The following is an 18,328-nucleotide window of genomic DNA, read 5'->3' on the forward strand; positions in this document are numbered from 1 at the left end:
CGGTACTCCTAGGTGCGCGCTGGGAACAGGCCCTGGGGCTTGAAGAAGAGCACCACCGCCATCAGCAGATAGATCAGGATGGAGGCCAGGGCCGGGCCCAGGTTGGAGGCCACCTCGGGCGAGGCCACCTGCCCTAGCAGCAGGGGTAGAAAGGCCCGCCCGGCGGTGTCCACAATGCCTACCAGCAAGGCCCCCACCAGTGCCCCCTTGATCGAACCGATGCCCCCAATCACAATCACCACAAAGGCCAGTATCAGAATGCTCTCGCCCATGCCCACCTGCACGGCCAGAATGGGGCCCAGGAAAGCCCCGGCCACCGCGCAAAGGGCCGCGCCCACCCCAAACAGCAGGGTGAAGAGGGGCTTGATGGGTACCCCCATGGCCTGGGCCATCTCCCGGTTTGAGGCCCCGGCCCGCAGCCACATGCCGGCTCGGGTGTGGTTGACCAAGAGCAAAAGCAGCACCGCTACCGCCAGCCCGACCGCAATGATGGTCAGGCGAAAAGCCGAGTAGAAGAGGCCCGGCAGAATTTCCACCGGCCCCGAAAGCCCTTCGGGGGCCGAGAGCAGCAAGGGCTGGGAGCCCCAGATGAGCCGTACCCCCTCGTTGAGGATGAGGATCAGGGCAAAGGTGGCCAGTACCTGGGAAAGGTGGTCCCGCCGGTAGAGCTGGCGCAGGATGGAGACCTCGAGCAGCATCCCAATCAGGGCCGTGCCCAGCACCGCCAGCACCACCGCCAGCCAGAAGACCCCGGTGAGGCCCACCAAGGTGGCGGTCAGGTAGGCCCCGATCATGTACAGCGAGCCGTGGGCCAGGTTGATCATGTCCATGATGCCAAAGACCAGGGTCAGGCCGGCCGCGAGCAGAAAGAGCATCAGGCCAAACTGCAGGCCGTTCAGCATCTGTTCTAGGAACAAAGAAGGGGGCATAGGGACGGGTTAGCGCAGCTTGCACTGCGATACGTAGGCGTCGCTGTGGTTGGTGAAGATGGTGCCCACCAGCCGGTTGACGATCTCGCCATTGGGGGCCTGGATCACCTGGCGCAGGTAGTAATTCTGGATGGGGTAGCCGTTGGGGTTGAACTTCAGGGGGCCTCGAGTGCTGTTAAAGCCGGCCAAAAAAGCCTTGCGCAGCTCGTCTTTTTTGCTCAGGTCGCCGCCCACCGCCCGGATGGCCGCATCCAGCATCAGGGCGGTGTCGTAGCCTTGCGAGGCGTAGAGGGTGGGGGTGCGGCCATAGGCCTTGCGGAACTCCTCCACAAAGCGCTGGTTCACCGGGTTGTTGAGCTCGAGGGCCCACTGCGAGCTGTTGTAGACCCCCACCAAAGCCCGGCCCACCGCCCGGATGACGTCGGCATCGGCAGAGAAACCGGGCAGAAAGAGGGGAATCTCCCGCATCAGGCCCGCTTCGGCATACTGCTTGATGAAGTTAACCCCCATGGCCCCGGGCTCGAAGGCGTAGACCGCTCTGGGCCTAGCGGCCCGAATCTGGGCAATCTCGGCGGAGAAGTCGAGCTGGTTGAGGCGGTGGTACACCTCGGCCACCACCCGGCCCCTGTAGAAGCGCTTAAAGCCGGTCAGGGCGTCGCGCCCGGCAGGGTAGTTGGGGGCCAGCAGGAAGACGTTTTCGAAGCGGCGGGTCTGGACATACTGCCCCATGGCCTCGTGCAGATTGTCGTTCTGCCAGGCGGCGTTGAAGAAGTAGGGGCTGCAGCGCTCCCCGGCGTACTCCGAGGGGCCGGCGTTCAGGCTGATGTAGAAGACCTTTTCCTCGAAGATGGCCTCGCCTACCGCCAGCAGGATGTTGGAGAAGATGATACCGGTGAGGAAGTCGACCCGGTCGCGCTTGAGCATCCGGTCCACCGCCTGACGGGCCACGTCGGGGTTCTGCTGGTCGTCGGCGATCAGAACCTCCACCGGCAGGCCGCCTAGCTGGTTGTTCAAAAGCCGCACCGCCAGGTTGAAGCCGTCGCGGGCGTCGATGCCCAAGGCGGCCCCGCCACCGGAGAGGGTGCTGACGAAGCCCACCTTGACGCTGCGCGGCTGGGCCAGGGAAAAACCAACCAACCCCAAGAAAACCAACAACCAGAGCACTTTTTTCATCCTTACCTCCTAGGGCTTGCCGTGTTTGAGGCATGATACCGGGTTTGCCATGATTTGTTGAGCCTCACTCATAGCTCGGTGCGCACCTGCCACAGCTCGGGGAAGAGCACGACCTCCAGGGCCCGCTTCAAATAGGGCACCCCGGCGGTGCCCCCGCTGCCAGGCTTGTGGCCGATGGTGCGCTCGACGGTGGTCAGGTGGTTGAAGCGCCAGCGGCGGAAGTTGTCCTCGAGGTCAACCAGCTTTTCGGCCAGGTAGTAAAGCTCCCAGTGCTCCTCGGGCTGGTGGTAGACCTGTAGCCAGGCCTGCAGCACCGCAGGGTGGGCCTGGTAGGGCTGGGTGTAGTCGCGCTCCAGCACCTCGGCAGGCAACGGCAGCCCCCGGGCGGCGAGCAGGCGCAGGGTCAGGTCGTAGAGGCTGGGGGCTTTGAGGGCCTCTTCCAGCCGCTGGTGGTGGGCGGGCTGGTGCCGGTGGGGCCGCATCATGAAAGGCACTTTGTTGCCCAGCAGAAACTCCACCAGGCGATACTGGTACGACTGGAAGCCCGAGGCCCGCCCAAAGGCCCAGCGGAACTTCAGGTAGTCGGCGGAGGTCATGGTCTTGAGCACCTCCCAGCTCCGGCTCATCTGCTCCTGGACCCGGCAGACCCGGGTGAGCATCTTGAGGGCCGGGTCTACTACCCCCTGGGCCAGCAGCCCCATGGCGGCTTCCAGCTCGTGGATGATGAGCTTCAGCCATAGCTCCTGCACCTGGTGGATCAGGATGAAGAGCATCTCGTCGTGGGCCGGGGTAAGGGGGTGCTGGGCCGATAGCACCTGCTCAAGCCGCAGGTAGTCGCCGTAGGACAAATCCTGGCCGAAGTCGGTGTGGGCCTGGGTATAGATCTCGTCCTTCATGGCATCCCCTTCAGGTCACTTTGGCCCGGGCCTGGTAGTGAGGGTCTTTCCAGAGGGCCTGCTCGAGTACCCGCTTTAGCCGTTCTACCGCCTCCACCACGTCGGCATAGCGCAGGTAAAGCGGGGTGAAGCCAAAGCGCAGGATGTCTGGGGCGCGGAAGTCGCCGATGACCCCCTGGTCGATCAGGGCCTGCATGATGGCGTAGCCCTCGGGGTGGCGGTAGGAGACCTGGCTGCCCCGCCGATGGTGCTCCAAGGGGGTGGCCAGGCGGAGGCCGTAGCGCCGGGCCAGGGGCTCCATGCGCTCGATAAACAGATCGGTAAGGCCCAGCGACTTCTGCCGCACGGTTTCCAGATCCACGTCGGCGAAGACCTCGAGGGCCGCGTCCAGTGCACAGAGCGAGAGGATGCTGGGGGTGCCCACCATCAGGCGGCGGATGTCCTCGGCGGGGGTGTACTCCGGCATGAAGGCAAAGGGGTTCTGGTGGCCCATCCAGCCCGAAAGGAAGGGCACCACCGATGGCTGGTGCCGCTCGGCCACGAACAAAAAGGCCGGAGCACCGGGGCCGCCGTTCAGGTACTTGTAGCCGCAGCCCACTGCGAAGTCCACCTGGTGCCGATTAAGCGCCACCGGGAAGGCCCCCGCGCTGTGGGCCAGATCCCACAGCACCAGGGCGCCGTGCTGGTGGGCCAGCCGGGTCAGGTGGGCCATGTCGTGGCGGTAGCCGGTGCGGTAGTCCACCTCGGTCAGCAGCAGCACCGCGGTCTGGTCGTCCAGGGCGGCCTCGAGGCCCTCCTTGTCGACCAGGCTTAGCTCGTAGCCTTCTAGCAGCCGGGCCACTCCCTGGGCGATGTACAGGTCGGTGGGGAAGTTGTCCCGCTCCGAAACGATAACCTTGCGCCCCGCCCGAAGCCGCAAAGCAGCTAGCAGCAGTTTGAAGAGATTGACCGAGGTGGAGTCGGCGGCCACCACCTCCTCTGGCTTGGCCCCAATCAGCCGGGCGATCTTGGCCCCGACCCGCTGGGGCAGGTCGATCCAGCCGTGGCGGTTCCAGCTACGGATCAGGTCCTGGCCCCACTGCTGGGCCACCACCTGCTCGAGGTGGCCCAGTACCCGCCGGGGCAGGGCGCCCAGCGAGTTGCCGTCCAGGTAGATCACCCCAGGGGGCAGGACGAACTCGGCCCGCTTGTGCCGTAGGGGGTCGGTCCGGTCGAGGGTGTGGATGGGGGTTGGCATAGGACTCCTTTACTCCGGTATAACCGCGGTGGCTTCGATCTCTACCTTGGCCCGCTCCTCCATCAGGGCCTTGACCTCCACCACCGACATGGGGGGGAAGTGGCGCCCCATCACCGCACGGTAGGCGGCCCCCAGGTCTTCCAGCGAGGCCAGGTACTCCTCTTTACTGGTGACGAACCAGGTCAGGCGCACCACGTGGGCGGGGCCGGCCCCGGCCTCGGCCAGCACCGCCACGATGTTTTGTAGGGCCTGGCGGGCCTGCCCCACGAAATCGTCGGTCTCGAACTGGCCCTCGGGGTTCCAGCCCACCATCCCGGCCACGAAGACCAGGGTGCCCCGGGCGGCCATGCCGTGGGTATAGCCCTTGGGCTGGGGCCAGCCTGGTGGGTGCAGGATGCGGGGGGTCTCCCGCACCGGCTTCATGCTGCGCCCCCTTTGGGCTGGGCCTCCTGCCGCAGCAGGTAGCGCTGCAGCTTGCCGGTCTGGGTGCGGGGCAGGCTCTCGCGGAACTCGATGGCCCGGGGATACTTGTAAGGGGCAATTTTCTGCTTCACGAAGTCCTGTAGCTCCCGGGCCAGCTCGGCGGAAGGGGCTACTTCGGGCCTTAGCACCACGAAGGCCTTAACGATCTGCCCCCGCTCGGGGTCGGGCACCCCCACCACCGCACACTCGGCTACCGCGGGGTGCAGCAGTAAAGCGTCTTCGACCTCCGGCCCGGCGATGTTGTAGCCGGAGGAGATGATCATGTCGTCGGTGCGGGCCTGGTAGATGAAGTAGCCCTCCTCGTCCATCAAGTAAGCATCGCCGGTGATGTTCCAGCCGTGCTGCACATAGTTGCGCTGGCGCTCATCGGCCAGGTAGCGGCAGCCGGTGGGGCCCCGCACCGCCAGCCGCCCTATCTGGCCGGGGGGCAGGGGCCGGCCCTGCTCGTCCAGGATGCAGGCTTCGTAGCCCGGCACCGGCTTGCCGGTGGCCCCGGGTTTGGCCTCCTCCTCGGTGTGGGAGATGAAGATGTGCAGCATCTCGGTGGCCCCGATCCCATCGATGAGCTCAACTCCGGTAGCCTCCTTCCACAGCTGGCGGGTAGAGGCAGGCAATGGCTCTCCGGCAGAGACACATTTGCGCAGGGAGGAGAGGTCGTGCTTGGAAGCCTGGGCGGCCATGGCCCGGTAGGCGGTGGGGGAGGTGAAGAGCACGTTGGCCTGGAACTCGGCTAAAGCGGGCAGCAGCAGCTCGGGGCTGGCCTTTTCCAACAGCAGGCTCGAGGCCCCGATGCGCAAGGGGAAAAGCACCAGCCCCCCTAAGCCAAAGGTGAAGGCCAGCGGAGGACTGCCGGTGAACAGGTCGTCGGGGGAGGCCCGCAGCACGTGCTTGGCGAAGGTATCGCAGATGGCCAGGACATCGCGGTGGAAGTGCATGCAGCCCTTGGGCTTGCCGGTGGTGCCGGAGGTGAAGGCGATCAGGCAGGTGTCCTCGCTGGCGGTCTCAACATTGGTGAAGTGGGCGGGCTGGCGCTGCATCAGGGCCTCGAGCTGCCCTCCCTCCCCCCAGTAGACCACATGCTCTAGGCTGGGGCAGCCGGGCCGGGCCTGCTCCAGCTCTTCCCGCAGGCGGATATCGCACAGGGCGTGGCTGATCTGGGCCTTGTGGGTCACCTCGATCAGCTCCTTGGCCCGCAGCAGCGGCATGGTGGTGACCGCAATGCCCCCGGCCTTCATCACCCCGAACCAGGCCGCGACCAGCATGGGGTGGTTAGGCCCCCGCAGCAGCACCCGATTGCCGGGCACCAAGCCCATCTCCCGGGTGAGCACCTGGGCAATACGGTTGGCCTGCTCTAGAAGCTGGCCGTAGCTCCACGAAAGCCCCGGGGCCCGCAGGCAGAGGCGGTCGGGGTGCTGCTCGGCCACCCGATCCAATAGCTCGCTGGCACAGTTGAGCCGCTCGGGATAGTGCAGCTCCGGCAGCTTGAAGATAAGCTCGGGCCACTCGGCCTTGGGGGGTAGGTGGTCTTTGGCGAAGGTGTCTATATGGGCGCTATACCCCATCTTCAGCCCTCCTTTCCTGGAAACGCTTGAGCAACTCCCGGGCGATGATGAGCTGCTGCACCTCGCTGGCCCCTTCGTAGATGCGCAGGGCGCGGATTTCGCGGTACAGCCGTTCGACCACCTGCCCCCGGGTTACGCCCAGCCCGCCCCATAGCTGCACCGCGGCGTCGATGACCTGCTGGGCGTTTTCCGTGGCGCTAAGCTTGGCCATGGCGGCCTCCTGGGTGATGCGCGCTCCCCGGTCGCGCAGCCAGGCCGCGCGGTAGGTGAGCAGGGCTGCGGCCTCGATCTGGGTGGCCATCTGGGCCAGCCTGGCCTGGGTGAGCTGGAAGTGGGCCAGGCTCTGGCCAAAAAGAACACGCTGGGTGGCCCGCTTTAAAGCCTCGTCCAGCGCGCGCCGGGCAAAGCCCAAAGCTGCGGCAGCCACTGAGGTGCGGAAGACATCCAGGGTCTGCATGGCGATTTTGAAGCCCTGGCCTTCCTCGCCCAGCCGCTGGCGGGCGGGTATGCGGCAGCCCTGAAAGCGCAGGCTGGCCAGGGGGTGGGGGGCCATGACCTCGAGGCGTTGGGCGATTTCTAGCCCCGGGGTGTCCGCCTCCACCACAAAGGCGCTGATGCCCTGGGTGCCCTGGCTTCCTGGGCTGCGGGCAAAGACCACGTAGAAGTCGGCGATGCCCCCGTTGGAAATCCAGGTCTTCTCTCCCTCGAGCACATAGTCTTCCCCCTCGAGCCGGGCCTGGGTGGTCAGGGCCCCCACGTCGGAGCCGGCCTCCGGCTCGGAGAGGGCGAAGGCGGCAATATAGCGGCCCTGGGCCACCGGGGGGAGGTAGCGCGCTTTCTGCGCCGGGGAGCCAAAAAGGCTGATGGCCCCCGAGCCTAAGCCCTGCAGGGCGAAGGCGAAGTCGGCCAGCCCGTGGTGGTAGGCCAGGGTCTCGCGGATCAGGCAGACCGCCCGGGTGTCGATGGCCTCGGCGGCGCCGCCGTAGGCCTGGCCCCCCACCGCGTAGCGGGTCCAGCCTCCCTGGCCCAGGACCTGCACCAGGCGGCGGCAGGCCTGGTCTACCTCCGGCACAGAGGCTGCGCCATCCAGATCAAGACCGCCCAGGGCGTGCCTGGCCCAGTCGGCCAGCTCGAGGGCCAGCCGGCGGTGGTGCGCCTCGAAGAAGGGCCAGTCCAGATAGGCGCTATCCACCTCAGTCCCCCTGGAAGACCGGTTTCTCCTTGGCCACGAAGGCCTGGTAGGCCCGGCGGAAGTCGTGGGTGGCCATGCACAAAGCCTGGGCCTGGGCCTCGGCCTCGAGGGCTTCCTCCAGGCCCATGCTCCACTCCTGGTGCAGCATCCGCTTGGTCATCGCATGGGCAAAGGTAGGGCCTTGGGCCAGCGAGCGGGCCAGGGCCTGGGCCTCGGCCAGCAGGCTTTCCGGTGGGCACAACCGGTTGAAGAAACCCCAGGCCAGGGCTTCCTCGCCGCCCAGGGTGCGGCCCGTGTACAAAAGCTCGGCGGCCCGCCCCTGGCCCACGATACGCGGCAGCATGGCACAGGCCCCCATGTCGCAGCCGGCCAGCCCCACCCGCACAAAGAGGAAGGCCACCCGGCTGCGGGCCGTACCGTAGCGCAGGTCGGAGGCCATGGCCAGTATGGCCCCGGCCCCGGCGCAAACCCCGTCCACCGCGCTCACGATGGGCTGGGGGCAGGCCCGCATGGCTCGCACCAGGTCGGCGGTCAGGCGGGTGAAGGCCAGCAGGCCCGGCATCGCCATCTGGGTAAGGGGGCCGATGATCTCATAGACATCCCCGCCGGAGCAGAAGTTGCCCTCGGCCCCGGATAGCACCACCGCCTTTACCTCTTGGGTCTGGGCCAAAGCCCGGAAAAGGTCGCGTAGCTCGGTGTACGACTCGAAGGTGAGGGGGTTTTTGCGTTCGGGCCGGTTCAGGGTAATGGTGCCGACGCCCTCTTCTACCTTCCAGAGGAAGTGTTGCGCGGGGTAGTGGGCCAGTTCGTGGGGGTTCATGGGGCCTCCTTTTGGTTGAGGTGGGCCTTGAGCTTGCCCAGCAGAGTGTACAGACTCTCTTTTTCCGCTGCCGAGAGACCGCCGAACAGCTCGATAACCCAGCCCTCGTGCACCCGGGCCATCTCGGCGAAGAGCTGCTGGCCCTTAGGGGTCAGCCGGACGATGAAGGAGCGGCGGTCCTGGGGGTCTATTTCGCGGCGCACCAGCCCCTCGGCCTCGAGCTGGTCGGTGATGCCGGTGACGTTTCCGGTAGTGACCATCATGCGGCGGGAAAGCTCGCCCATGCGCAAGCCCTCCGGGTGGCGCTCGAGCTGGGCCAAGAGGTCGAAGCGGGGCAGGGTGGTCTCGAAGCGCTCGCGCAGCCGGGTGCGAATCTCGGCGGTGATCAGGTTGGTGCAGGTCAAAAGGCGCAGCCAGAGCTTCAGGGCCTGGTGGTGGTCCTCGGCCAGGCGGGTCTCCAGGTCGGGCTTGGGCAGCACTACATCACCTCCCCTCCGGCGATGGCGATGGCCTGGCCGGTCAGGGCCGCCGAGCCGGGTAGGCACAGCCAGAGCACGGCCTGGGCCACCTCGGCGGGCTCGACCAGCCGGCCCTGGGGGTTGGCCTGGGTGAGCAGGGTGCGGGCCTCGGCCTGGCTGCGCCCGGTTCTCTGGGCAATCTGGGCCAGGCTGGCCTCGAGCAGCTCGGTCTGGGTATAACCGGGACAGACTGCGTTGACGGTGATGTTTTTGCGGGCCAGTTCCAAAGCCAGTGCGCGGGTCAGGCCCACCAGCCCGTGTTTGGCCGCGCAGTAGGCGCTCACGTAGGGGTAGCCCCGCAGCCCGGCGGTGCTGGCCACGTTCACGATGCGACCCCAGCCCACCTCCAGCATCCCTGGCAGGGCGGCCTGGGTGCAGAGGAAGGCCCCGGTCAGGTTCACCTCGAGCATGCGCTGCCACAGCGTCAAGGTAGTCTGGCCAAAGGGCTGGCTCTCGACCTGCCCGGCGTTGTTGACCAGGATGGTCACCGGGCCCAGGGCCGCTAGGGCGCCCTGGAAGGCCCGCTCTACCTGGGCGGGGTCGGTGATGTCGCAGGTTTCCAGGTGGGTTTGGGCTGGGAGTCTTGCGGCCTGGGCCTCCAAGGCCGCCCGCTGGCGCCCCAGCAGGGTGAGCCGGGCTCCGGCCTGGGCCAAGGCCTGGGCAATGGCCGCCCCAATGCCGCGCCCCGCGCCGGTGACCAGGGCGTGCCGTCCTTGCAGGGGCAGGGGGCTCATCGCAGGGCCAGCTCCTCGGCCAGCTCGGCCTGGGTTCGGGCCAGGTTGCGCTCGAGCTGGGCTTTGCCCGAGAGGTACGGCATGGGCCAGGTTATCTCGCGGTAGCCCAGCTTGGCCGCCTCGAGCAGCGTCCAGTGGGGGTTGGCCAGATGGGGCCGGGCGATGGCGCACAGGTCGGCCCGTCCGGCGGCGATGATGGAGTTTACGTGGTCGGCTTCGTAGATGGCCCCTACCGCCATGGTGGCGATCCCCACCTCGTTGCGGATGCGGTCGGCGAAGGGGGTCTGGTACATCCGCCCGTAGATGGGCCGGGCCTGGCGGGTGGTCTGGCCCGAGGAGACGTCGATCAGGTCGCAGCCAGCCTCCTTGAACATCCGGGCCATCTCCACCGCATCGTCGGGGGTGTTACCGCCGGGAGCCCAGTCGTGGGCGGAGATGCGCACCGACATAGGCAGGTGCTCCGGCCAGACCGCGCGCAGCGCGCGGAAGACCTCGAGGGGGTAGCGCATGCGGTTTTCCAGGCTGCCCCCGTAGGCATCGGTGCGGTGGTTGGTGAGGGGGCAGAGGAAGGCTGAAAGCAAGTAGCCGTGGGCGCAGTGCAGCTCGAGCCAGTCGAAGCCCGCCTCGAGGCCCCATAGTGCGGCCTGCACGAACTCGGCCTTGACCCGCTCCATGTCCTCTTGGGTCATCGCCCGCGGGGTCTGGTTGTTGGGGCCATAGGGGATAGGGGAGGGGGCGATAAGGGGCCAGTTCCCCTCCGGCAGGGGTTCGTCCATGGCCTCCCAGCCCACCTGGGTCGAGCCCTTGGGCCCGGCGTGCCCTAGCTGGAGGGCGATTTTGGCGTCGGTGTAGGTGTGTACGAAGTCCACGATCCGCTGGTAGGCCCGCATATGGGCCTCGCTCCACAGCCCGGCGCAGCCGGGGGTGATCCGTGCTTCGGGGGAGGGGGCGGTCATCTCGGTGAAGACCAGCGCGGCCCCGCCTAAGGCCCGGGCCCCCAGGTGCACCAGGTGAAAGTCGTTCACCAGGCCGTCCTTTGCCGAGTACATGGCCATGGGCGAGACCACCACCCGGTTTTTTAGGGTGAGGCTACGCAGGCGGAAGGGGGTGAACATGGGGGGCACCGGCTTGGGCGGCAGGCCGGCGCGCTGGGCCAGCCAGGTCTCCACATGCTCCAAAAAGCGGCGGTCGCGCAGCCGCAGGTTTTCGTGGGAGATGCGCTGGGAGCGGGTGAGCAGGCTGTAGGCGAACTGCAGGGCCTCGAGGCCGCTGTAGCGCTCCACGTTCTCGAACCACTCGGTGGAGTTGCGGGCGGCGTTTTGCAGCTTCAGCACCTCCACCTGGCGCACCGCCTGGTAGGCTTCCAGCACCTCTTTTAGGCGGTCGGGGCTGTCGCCTAAGCGGGCGAAGGTGCGGCTTAGTTCGATGGCGTCCTCCAGGGCCAGCTTGGTGCCGCTGCCGATGGAGAAATGCGCAGTATGGGCGGCATCCCCCATCAGCACCACCGGAACCTCGCGCCCCTCGAGGCGGTTCCAGTGCACCCAGCGCTGGCAGACCACCCGGGGGAACTTGATCCAGATGGCCGAGCCGCGCAGATGGGCGGCGTTGGACAGGAGCTTGTGGCCCTCCAGGTGCTTAGCAAAAAGCCGCTCACAGAAGGCGATGCCCTCCTCCTGGCTCATCTCTTCCAGGCCGGCCTTCTGCCACACCGCCTCCGGGGTTTCCACGATGAAGGTCGAGGTATCGCTGTCGAAGGGGTAAGCGTGGGCCTGGAACCAGCCCCACTCGGTTTTCTCGAAGGCGAAGGTAAAGGCCTCGAAGCGTTTTTTGGTGCCCAGCCAGACGAAGCGGCACTTGCGCACGTCGATATCCGGCCCGAAGGTCTGGGCGTACTTCTGGCGGGTGCGGCTATTGATGCCGTCGGCGGCGATGACCAGGTCGGCCTGGTAGGCCCAGGCCACGGCCTCGTCGTCGGTGACCTCGGTCTGGAAGACCAGGTTCACCCCCAGCTCTACGCAGCGCTCCTGCAGGATTTGCAACAGCCGCTTGCGCCCGATGCCGATAAAGCCGTGCCCGGTGGTGCGGATGACCTGCCCTTTGAAGTGGATTTCGATGTCGTCCCAGTGATAGAAGGCCTGGCGGATGCGGTGGTAGCTGGGGTAGTCGGCCTGTTCCAGGTTGGCCAGGGTCTGGTCGGAGAAGACCACCCCCCAGCCGAAGGTGTCGTCGGGCCGGTTGCGCTCGAGCACGGTGATTTCGTGGGCAGGGTTCTGCTTTTTCATCAGCAGGGCGAAGTACAGCCCGGCTGGCCCCCCGCCGATGCAGACGATTCTCATAGCCCAACCTCGGGGCTGGTTTGGGTAAGAGGCTCTTTGGGGCTTCCCGTCATGCTGGCCCTCCTGGTCTTGGTTGTGTATTTTAGACCTAAAATGTTTAGGTGTAAAGCAATATAGACAAGCCAGGGTGCTTTGTCAAGGAGGGTTGCCTCAGACGAAGAGGGGTAGGCTCGAGGGCGGAATTAACCCCGCCGCCTGGCCTTGGCGGAATAGCTCCTCTACCGCTTTTTCTCCTTCTGGCCCCACGTCGAGGGAAAACCCGTTGACGTAGGTGTGGATGTGGGCCCAGATGACCTCTTCCTCCAGCTCCTGCGCATGCTTTTTGATGTAGGCCAGGGCCTCCTCAGGATGGGCTTGGGCATACTCCAGGCTTTGCCGCACCGCTTGGTTCAGGGCTTGCAGGGTTTCTGTGCCCAGGTCGCGCCGGGCCAGGATGGCCCCCAGGGGCAGGGGCAGCCCGGTGCGCGCCTCCCACCATTCCCCTAAATCCAGCACCTTGGTGAGCCCATGCCGGGGGTAGGTGAAGCGCGACTCGTGGATGATTAAGCCAGCGTCTACCTGGCCTTCGGCTACGCTGGGCATAATCTGGTCGTAGCGCATCTCTACCGGAATAAAACCAGGGCTATGTAAAGACAGCAGCAAGAAAGCGGTGGTGTTCCGCCCGGGAACGGCAATGCGCCGGCCCGAGAGGTTATCTGCGGCGATGGCCTGACGGGCCACCAACAGCGGCCCCACCCCCCGGCCCAGCGCGCCACCCGCGCGCAGGGCCACATAGCCCTCGCGCAGATGGCCGTAGGCCGCGTAGCTGATTTTTGTGAGGGGGAGCCGGCCTTCCAGGGCCCAGCGGTTGAGCGTTTCGACGTCCTCCAGTACCTCCCGGATGGGGAAGGGGTTGGGTACCTTGCCGTGGACCAAAGCGTAGAAGATGAAGGTGTCGTTGGGGCAGAAGGAGTAACCAAGTTCCACGCCCGTATGCTACCGCGCTTTTTTCGCTAGACTGAGGCCATGCGCTACGTTCGCTTGCTGCGCCACTTCTGGGGTACCTCCCTGGCGGCGGAGCTCGAGTACCGCGGCAACTTTATTCTGGCCACCCTCTCGGCCCTAGGGGCGGCAGCCGGGAGTCTGTTTGGCATATCCCTGCTCTACCAAGGGGGCTACCAGCCGGGAGGGTGGCGCTTCGAGGAGGCTTTGCTGGTGCTGGCTGCCTTCTTGATGCTGGACGGCTTTGTTTTCATCTTGCTTACCCCTAACCTTAGCCGCATCGTGGAACAGGTGCAAAAAGGTACCTTAGACTTCGTGCTGCTCAAGCCGGTGGACAGCCAGTTCTGGCTGTCTTTTCGCAGCTTTTCTCCCTGGGGCTTGACCGACCTGACCATGGGCTTGGCCTTGTGGTTCTACGCCGGGGCCAAGCTGGGCCTGGGCTTGGCCGACTACCTGCTGGGGTTTGCCCTGCTGGCGGTGGCTTTGCTGATTCTCTATAGCCTGTGGTTTGTAATCGGCAGTAGCAGCATCTGGTTTGTCAAGGTAGCCAACGCCACCGAGGTACTGCGGGCTTTGTTGGAGGCCGGGCGCTTTCCCGTGCAGGCCTTTCCTTCGGCCTATCGCTTTGTGTTTACCTTTGTGGTGCCGGTAGCCTTTCTGACCACCGTGCCCGCCGAGGCGGCCTTGGGCCGGCTGAGTGGGGCCGGGTTGGGCCAGGCCCTTTGGCTGGCCGGAGGGCTTTTGCTCTTTACCCGCTTTTTCTGGCGTCTGGCCTTGCGCAGCTACACTTCGGCCTCGAGCTAGGCCGCCGACTCCTTCCACGCGGCGCTTAGCCTGCGCCAGACGGTAAAGCCCAGCAGCAAGGTGGTGCCGGAGGCACTGACCAGAATCACCAGAGGGCTCAGCCCCTGCACCGCCATAGCCAGCAGGTTAGCCGCCAGGGTAACGCCCCACAGGGTGAGCGTGGTGCGGCGCTGGGAGAAGCCCCGAGCCAGTAGCCGATGGTGAATGTGGTCCTTGCCTGGGGTAGACATGGGGTTTTGTCGCCGCAGGATACGGCGCACAAAGACCTGGGTGGTGTCTAGGATGGGCAAAAGCAGAAACAATGCGGTAGGTACGAGGGCAAAGACCGTGGTTAGTTTGAGGTTGCCCAGAAAGGCGGTGGCGGCTAGTACGTAGCCAAAAAAATAGGCCCCCGCATCGCCCATGATGATTTTGGAAGGGTGGAAGTTGTGCCTTAGGAAGCCCAGCGCAGCGCCAGCCAAAGCCGAGAGCACCAGGGTGGCTGCGGCCCACTGGGGGTTTTGGGCTGAGACGGCCAGGAGGCTCATGGCGGTAATAAAGGCGATGCCACCCGCCAGGCCGTCTACTCCGTCCATCAGGTTGATGGCGTTGGTGATGCCCATGACCCAGAAGATGGTTAACACCACCCCCCAGAAGGGATCCAAGGCGGTGCCGAAGGCGGCTTGAAAGCGGATGTCCACCGCCACCAGCAGCAAGGCGCACAAAAACTGCACCAACAGCCGGAACAAGGGGGGCAAGCCGAACTGGTCGTCCACAAAGCCCACCAATACCAGGATGGCCCCCCCTAGGAGGATGGCCAGCACCTGCACCTGTACCTCCTGAATCAGGATGGGCCGCAGACTGGTGGCAATCACCAAAGCCGCCACCACCCCGGCGAAGATGGCCAGTCCTCCCGCGTTGGGTAGGGGCTCCTTGTTGAGCCGCCGGGCGTTGGGCTGGTCGGCCCAGCCGACCTTAAGGGCGAACTGGCGCACCCGGGGTATGAAGCGCCAGGTAACCACCCAGGCCACCACAAAGGTAAACGCCACCGCCAGCCAGCCGGTTCCCGCGGGGTTGGCGATGCCGATGGCTTTGAGAAACTCGGTCATAAACACTCTGTGCAGCCCCGACCCCTGGGGTCTGCACCTTGGCGCTATCCAGCCTAAACCTAACTCTCGAAAACGTGCGCAATCGTGAGCACGTTTTCTTCCTGCCCCGATCCCTTGCCGGAATCGTATCTGACAGGCGTGACTTTCCCGACTGCGACAGAGGGCGTCTCTGGCACAGCGCCGCCGTTACCGGTCGGACTCGCCTCGGGTAGGGCAGTTACGGTTGCCAGCCACCGCATTACTATACACTAACGCCTGGCTTACGTTTATAGTGTTCTCCGTATTCACAGTTAGACACTTTAAGTGTCTTTTGTTAAGACCAGATTCTAGCTCCCTCGAGGTTTCCGCCAGCCTTACTTGGTCCCGTAGATGCGGTCGCCGGCGTCGCCTAGGCCGGGCACAATGTAGCCGTGGTCATTGAGGTGGCTATCTACCGCGGCTACCACAATTTCCACATCGGGATGGGCCTCCTGCACCCGCTGGATGCCCTCCGGGGCGGCGATGATGCTCATGAGCTTGATCTGCTGGGCTCCTTTTTCCTTCAGAATGGAAAGCGCATGGACGGCACTACCAGCGGTGGCCAGCATGGGGTCGGTGAGGAAGACCCGGCGTTCGGCGATATCGGGGGGCAGTTTGCAGTAGTACTCCACCGGTTTTAGGGTCTGGGGGTCGCGGTATAAGCCGATGTGGCCCACCTTGGCTGCGGGTACCAGCTTGAGGATGCCGTCTACCATGACCAGCCCAGCCCGCAGGATGGCTACCACAGCCAGTTTTTTGCCCGAGAGCATCCGAGCGGTCATGGGGGCGAGAGGAGTCTCGATGGTGACGGGGGCTAGCTCGAGGTCGCGCATGGCCTCGTAGGCCATCAGCATGGTGACCTCTTCCATCAGCTCGCGGAACTCCTTGTTGCCGGTGTGTTTATCGCGCAGAATGGCCAGTTTATGTTGAATGAGCGGGTGCTCTACTGGGGTCGGTTTCATGCTGCCTGCATGCTAACACCGCTTCCGGGCCGGGAGCAAACGCGGTTTACCACGCCTGCCACGCTTGGTAAAAGGCTAGGGCTTTGGGCATTTTGTCGGCTACGGCGGCCTCGAACTGCGCGGGTTGTTTGGTGCGGAACCAGTGCATGTCGTGAAGGTAGGTGAGGGGTACCCAAAAGCGCAGCCGTCGCCAGACCTCCTGTGGCTCAGGGTAGCCAGCTATGATGGTTTGCAAGGCTTTTAGGGCGGCCTCCTCGCCCAAGAGCACCAGGGTACCGGTGGTCAGGATGGCCAGGTCGCGGGCCGGGTCGTCGGGCTGGGCCCGTACCCAGTCCACCACCAAAGCCTCGGGTACCCCGACGGCCTGGGGGTCCTTGAGCAGGATGTTGCCCGCGTGGGGGTCGCGGTGGCAGAAGGCCTGGGGGGTGCCCGCCACCTCCTCGAGGTGTTGGGCCAGTAGCCCAACCAGCCGTTGGGCCGAGGGCAGGTCGAAAAGGGTTCGGCCGAACTGTCCAAGCCGTTCTTCTAGCCGCTTACGGCTGACCACACCGGGTTCGGCGATGGCGTGCAGCCGGGTGAAAAAGCTGGCCAGATACTCCAGGGCTGCCGGGCTAAAGCCTTCGGGGGTGAAGGTGTGGCCGGGGTAGCGCCGGGTGACCAGCACCCCGTGTTGCTCTAGGCATAGGGCCTCGACCACCCAATCGCCCAGCCCCGCTTTGGTCATGTTCAGGGCCTCGAGGCGGGCGGCATAGATGCCCCCAGGTGGCTTTTGGTTTCCCGGGGGATAAATCTTGAACACCAGCCCGTCGCCTGCAAAGGTGCGGGCCTCAGCCCCGCCGGTAAGGGGGGTGAGGTGCATCTGGTAGTGGGCCTCGAGGGCCGGCAGAATCTCCACTGGAACCAGGATACCCGGTAAACTGCCCTAACCGAGTGCTAACGCCCTCTGGTTAGGGCTTTCCGAGGGAGGACGATGCCAAGACGACACCCTCAGAATCCGGGCCGTGGTAAAACGACCCTGGGCCGGTTTACACGGGACAGACCCTTTTGGCCTGTCCTTGCGGCCCCTGCCCATCGAGCCAGCTCTTTGGGCATAACACACGCTCCATGCAAAGCCATCCTCCAACGGGGGTGCGTTCGGAGCAAGCCTCCAGGGTTTTACCCCAGCAAGGCGTCTTCGTACTGGGAACCCCATACCTTGGCTATCAAGGTTGGCCGGGGTAGCTTTACCCCTAAGCCCATCCTAACTCGTCCTGCGAAAGGAGGGAAGGGTAGAGCCGCCTTCGGGCGGCCTGGGGCTCTGCCTCCCTGGCCAGACGCTGGCCAGGGTCTTTCGCCCCAGACTCCATCGGACGAACACCTCAATCTGAGGCCACCCGTGGGGTAGGAGCCACAGGTTCCCCGCTGCTTAGGCTTCTAGGCCAGGCCCAGCGCAGGAGGGCCAGCGAGGCTATAGCAGTGCCTATGCCCAGCACAGCTACCCCCCAGCGCACCCCCAGGTGATCCATAAACCAGCCCGAAAGGTAGGCCCCCAGGGGGCCCGAGCCCAGCAACACCATAGAGTAGATGGACATCACCCGTCCTCGGATGCGGTCGGGGGTGACCAGCTGCACGGTGGTGTTGCTGTTGATGAGGGTGGTGATCATGCCCAGTCCGCCCACCCCCAAGGCCACCGCTGCCCATAGGGTGGGTAGGGGTAGGGCCAGGCTCAACAGGGCGCAGCCCAACAGCAGGCTGCCCCATACTGCCCGCTTGGGCCGGGCCTTGGCCGCGGCAGCCTGGATCAAAGCGGCCATAATCGAGCCTAGCCCCACGGCCGACATCAACAGCCCAAAGCCCTGGGCATCCAGGCCCAGCTCGAGCCGGGCGTAGGCTGGCACGATGGTTTGGAAGTTCATCCCTAGCAGGCTGGTCAGGCCCACCAACAGCACCACCTGCCGCACCAGCGGGTGACCAAAGGCAAAGCGCAGACCCTCGAGGGCATCCCGCACTGCCCCATTGGCGCTGGTTTGCGGGCTTTGCCCAGGAATGCCCAGCAGCACGGCGATCAGGGGCATAAAGGATAGAGCGTTGGCTAGGTAGCTCCAGGAAAGACCGAAGCCAGCCATCAGCAGCCCAGCCAAGGCTGGCCCCACCAGGCGGGAGGTGTTGAAGCCAAAGGAGTTTAGGGCAATGGCCCCCGGGTAGCGCTCTTTGCCGGCCAGTTCCACGGTGAAAGCCTGGCGCACCGGTAGGTCCATCGCGTTGAAGAGCCCATAGAGAAAGGCAAAAACCAGTACCTGTTCGTAGCGCACCCACCCGGTAGCGATCAGAGTAAACATGCCGAAGGCCAAAAGGCCCATGCCGCCTTGGGTTAAAAGCAACAGGTTGCGCCGGTTGTACCGGTCGGAGAGCACCCCTGCTGGTAGGGAGAACAGCAGCGAGGGCAGGAACTGCAAGGCGACCACCAAGCCCAGCCGCTCGGCGCTTCCGGTAAGCTCGAGCACCAGCCAGCCTTGGGTGGCCGCCTGCATCCAGGTGCCAAGTTGGGAGAGAAAGAGGGCGATCCAGTAGATCCGATACCGACGATCCCGCAACAAAGCCAAGGCCAGCACCCTT

At 65.2% G+C, this 18,328-nt stretch carries 17 protein-coding genes; 1 reads left to right on the forward strand and 16 read right to left on the reverse strand.

The window, feature by feature from the left end:
• Positions 1-8: 8 nt before the first annotated feature.
• The 12 genes from G552_RS0101285 to G552_RS0101340 all read right to left on the reverse strand — a co-directional run bounded on the left by G552_RS0101285 (position 9) and on the right by G552_RS0101340 (position 12,846).
• Positions 9-929: a branched-chain amino acid ABC transporter permease gene (locus tag G552_RS0101285; RefSeq protein WP_027881365.1), complete on the reverse strand. Its 921-nt coding sequence runs from the start codon at positions 927-929 to the stop codon at positions 9-11.
• A gap of 9 nt (positions 930-938) precedes the next feature.
• A complete protein-coding gene (locus G552_RS0101290) occupies positions 939-2,102 on the reverse strand; it encodes an ABC transporter substrate-binding protein (protein WP_027881366.1) in 1,164 nt (387 codons plus the stop codon).
• A gap of 68 nt (positions 2,103-2,170) precedes the next feature.
• Positions 2,171-2,998, reverse strand: coding sequence for a tryptophan 2,3-dioxygenase (gene kynA / locus G552_RS0101295; RefSeq protein WP_027881367.1), 828 nt, complete (start codon positions 2,996-2,998; stop codon positions 2,171-2,173).
• A 10-nt stretch (positions 2,999-3,008) separates the two neighbouring features.
• Positions 3,009-4,235, reverse strand: a complete 1,227-nt coding sequence (kynU, locus tag G552_RS0101300; RefSeq protein WP_027881368.1) for a kynureninase — start codon at positions 4,233-4,235, stop codon at positions 3,009-3,011.
• A 9-nt stretch (positions 4,236-4,244) separates the two neighbouring features.
• Entirely contained in the window at positions 4,245-4,658 is a 414-nt protein-coding gene (locus G552_RS0101305) for a RidA family protein (protein WP_027881369.1), read from the reverse strand.
• Entirely contained in the window at positions 4,655-6,280 is a 1,626-nt protein-coding gene (locus G552_RS0101310; RefSeq protein WP_027881370.1) for an AMP-binding protein, read from the reverse strand. The genes G552_RS0101305 and G552_RS0101310 overlap by 4 nt, the downstream gene beginning before the upstream one ends.
• A complete protein-coding gene (locus G552_RS0101315; protein ID WP_027881371.1) occupies positions 6,270-7,472 on the reverse strand; it encodes an acyl-CoA dehydrogenase family protein in 1,203 nt (400 codons plus the stop codon). Before G552_RS0101315 ends, G552_RS0101310 begins: the two co-directional genes overlap by 11 nt.
• A gap of 1 nt (position 7,473) precedes the next feature.
• Positions 7,474-8,292, reverse strand: a complete 819-nt coding sequence (locus tag G552_RS0101320) for an enoyl-CoA hydratase family protein (protein WP_027881372.1) — start codon at positions 8,290-8,292, stop codon at positions 7,474-7,476.
• On the reverse strand, positions 8,289-8,771 hold the full coding sequence (locus G552_RS0101325; RefSeq protein WP_027881373.1) for a MarR family winged helix-turn-helix transcriptional regulator: 483 nt from the start codon (positions 8,769-8,771) through the stop codon (positions 8,289-8,291). Before G552_RS0101325 ends, G552_RS0101320 begins: the two co-directional genes overlap by 4 nt.
• Positions 8,771-9,544 (reverse strand): SDR family NAD(P)-dependent oxidoreductase, encoded by a 774-nt coding sequence (locus G552_RS0101330; protein ID WP_027881374.1) that lies wholly within the window; start codon positions 9,542-9,544, stop codon positions 8,771-8,773. Before G552_RS0101330 ends, G552_RS0101325 begins: the two co-directional genes overlap by 1 nt.
• The gene (locus G552_RS0101335; RefSeq protein WP_027881375.1) at positions 9,541-11,880 is read right to left on the reverse strand and encodes a bifunctional salicylyl-CoA 5-hydroxylase/oxidoreductase; all 2,340 of its coding nucleotides are present in this window, start codon (positions 11,878-11,880) and stop codon (positions 9,541-9,543) included. Before G552_RS0101335 ends, G552_RS0101330 begins: the two co-directional genes overlap by 4 nt.
• Positions 11,881-12,030: 150 nt before the next feature.
• Positions 12,031-12,846: a menaquinone biosynthesis family protein gene (locus G552_RS0101340; protein WP_027881376.1), complete on the reverse strand. Its 816-nt coding sequence runs from the start codon at positions 12,844-12,846 to the stop codon at positions 12,031-12,033.
• A 39-nt stretch (positions 12,847-12,885) separates the two neighbouring features.
• Here G552_RS0101340 and G552_RS0101345 point away from each other — a divergent pair, with 39 nt between their 5' ends.
• Positions 12,886-13,665: an ABC transporter permease gene (locus G552_RS0101345; RefSeq protein WP_027881377.1), complete on the forward strand. Its 780-nt coding sequence runs from the start codon at positions 12,886-12,888 to the stop codon at positions 13,663-13,665.
• On the opposite strand, the gene G552_RS0101350 is transcribed toward G552_RS0101345, so the two are convergent.
• The 4 genes from G552_RS0101350 to G552_RS0101370 form a co-directional block, all read right to left on the reverse strand.
• Entirely contained in the window at positions 13,662-14,753 is a 1,092-nt protein-coding gene (locus G552_RS0101350; RefSeq protein ID WP_084640348.1) for an MraY family glycosyltransferase, read from the reverse strand. The genes G552_RS0101345 and G552_RS0101350 overlap by 4 nt on opposite strands.
• 353 nt (positions 14,754-15,106) lie before the next feature.
• Positions 15,107-15,733 (reverse strand): uracil phosphoribosyltransferase, encoded by a 627-nt coding sequence (upp, locus tag G552_RS0101355; protein WP_027881379.1) that lies wholly within the window; start codon positions 15,731-15,733, stop codon positions 15,107-15,109.
• Between the two features lie 46 nt (positions 15,734-15,779).
• The gene (locus tag G552_RS0101360) at positions 15,780-16,628 is read right to left on the reverse strand and encodes a phosphotransferase family protein (protein WP_027881380.1); all 849 of its coding nucleotides are present in this window, start codon (positions 16,626-16,628) and stop codon (positions 15,780-15,782) included.
• Positions 16,629-17,091: 463 nt separating this feature from the next.
• Positions 17,092-18,324, reverse strand: coding sequence for an MFS transporter (locus G552_RS0101370; protein WP_027881381.1), 1,233 nt, complete (start codon positions 18,322-18,324; stop codon positions 17,092-17,094).
• Between the last annotated feature and the right edge of the window lie 4 nt (positions 18,325-18,328).

This window comes from Meiothermus rufus DSM 22234, from assembly GCF_000423425.1.
Lineage (GTDB): Bacteria > Deinococcota > Deinococci > Deinococcales > Thermaceae > Meiothermus > Meiothermus rufus.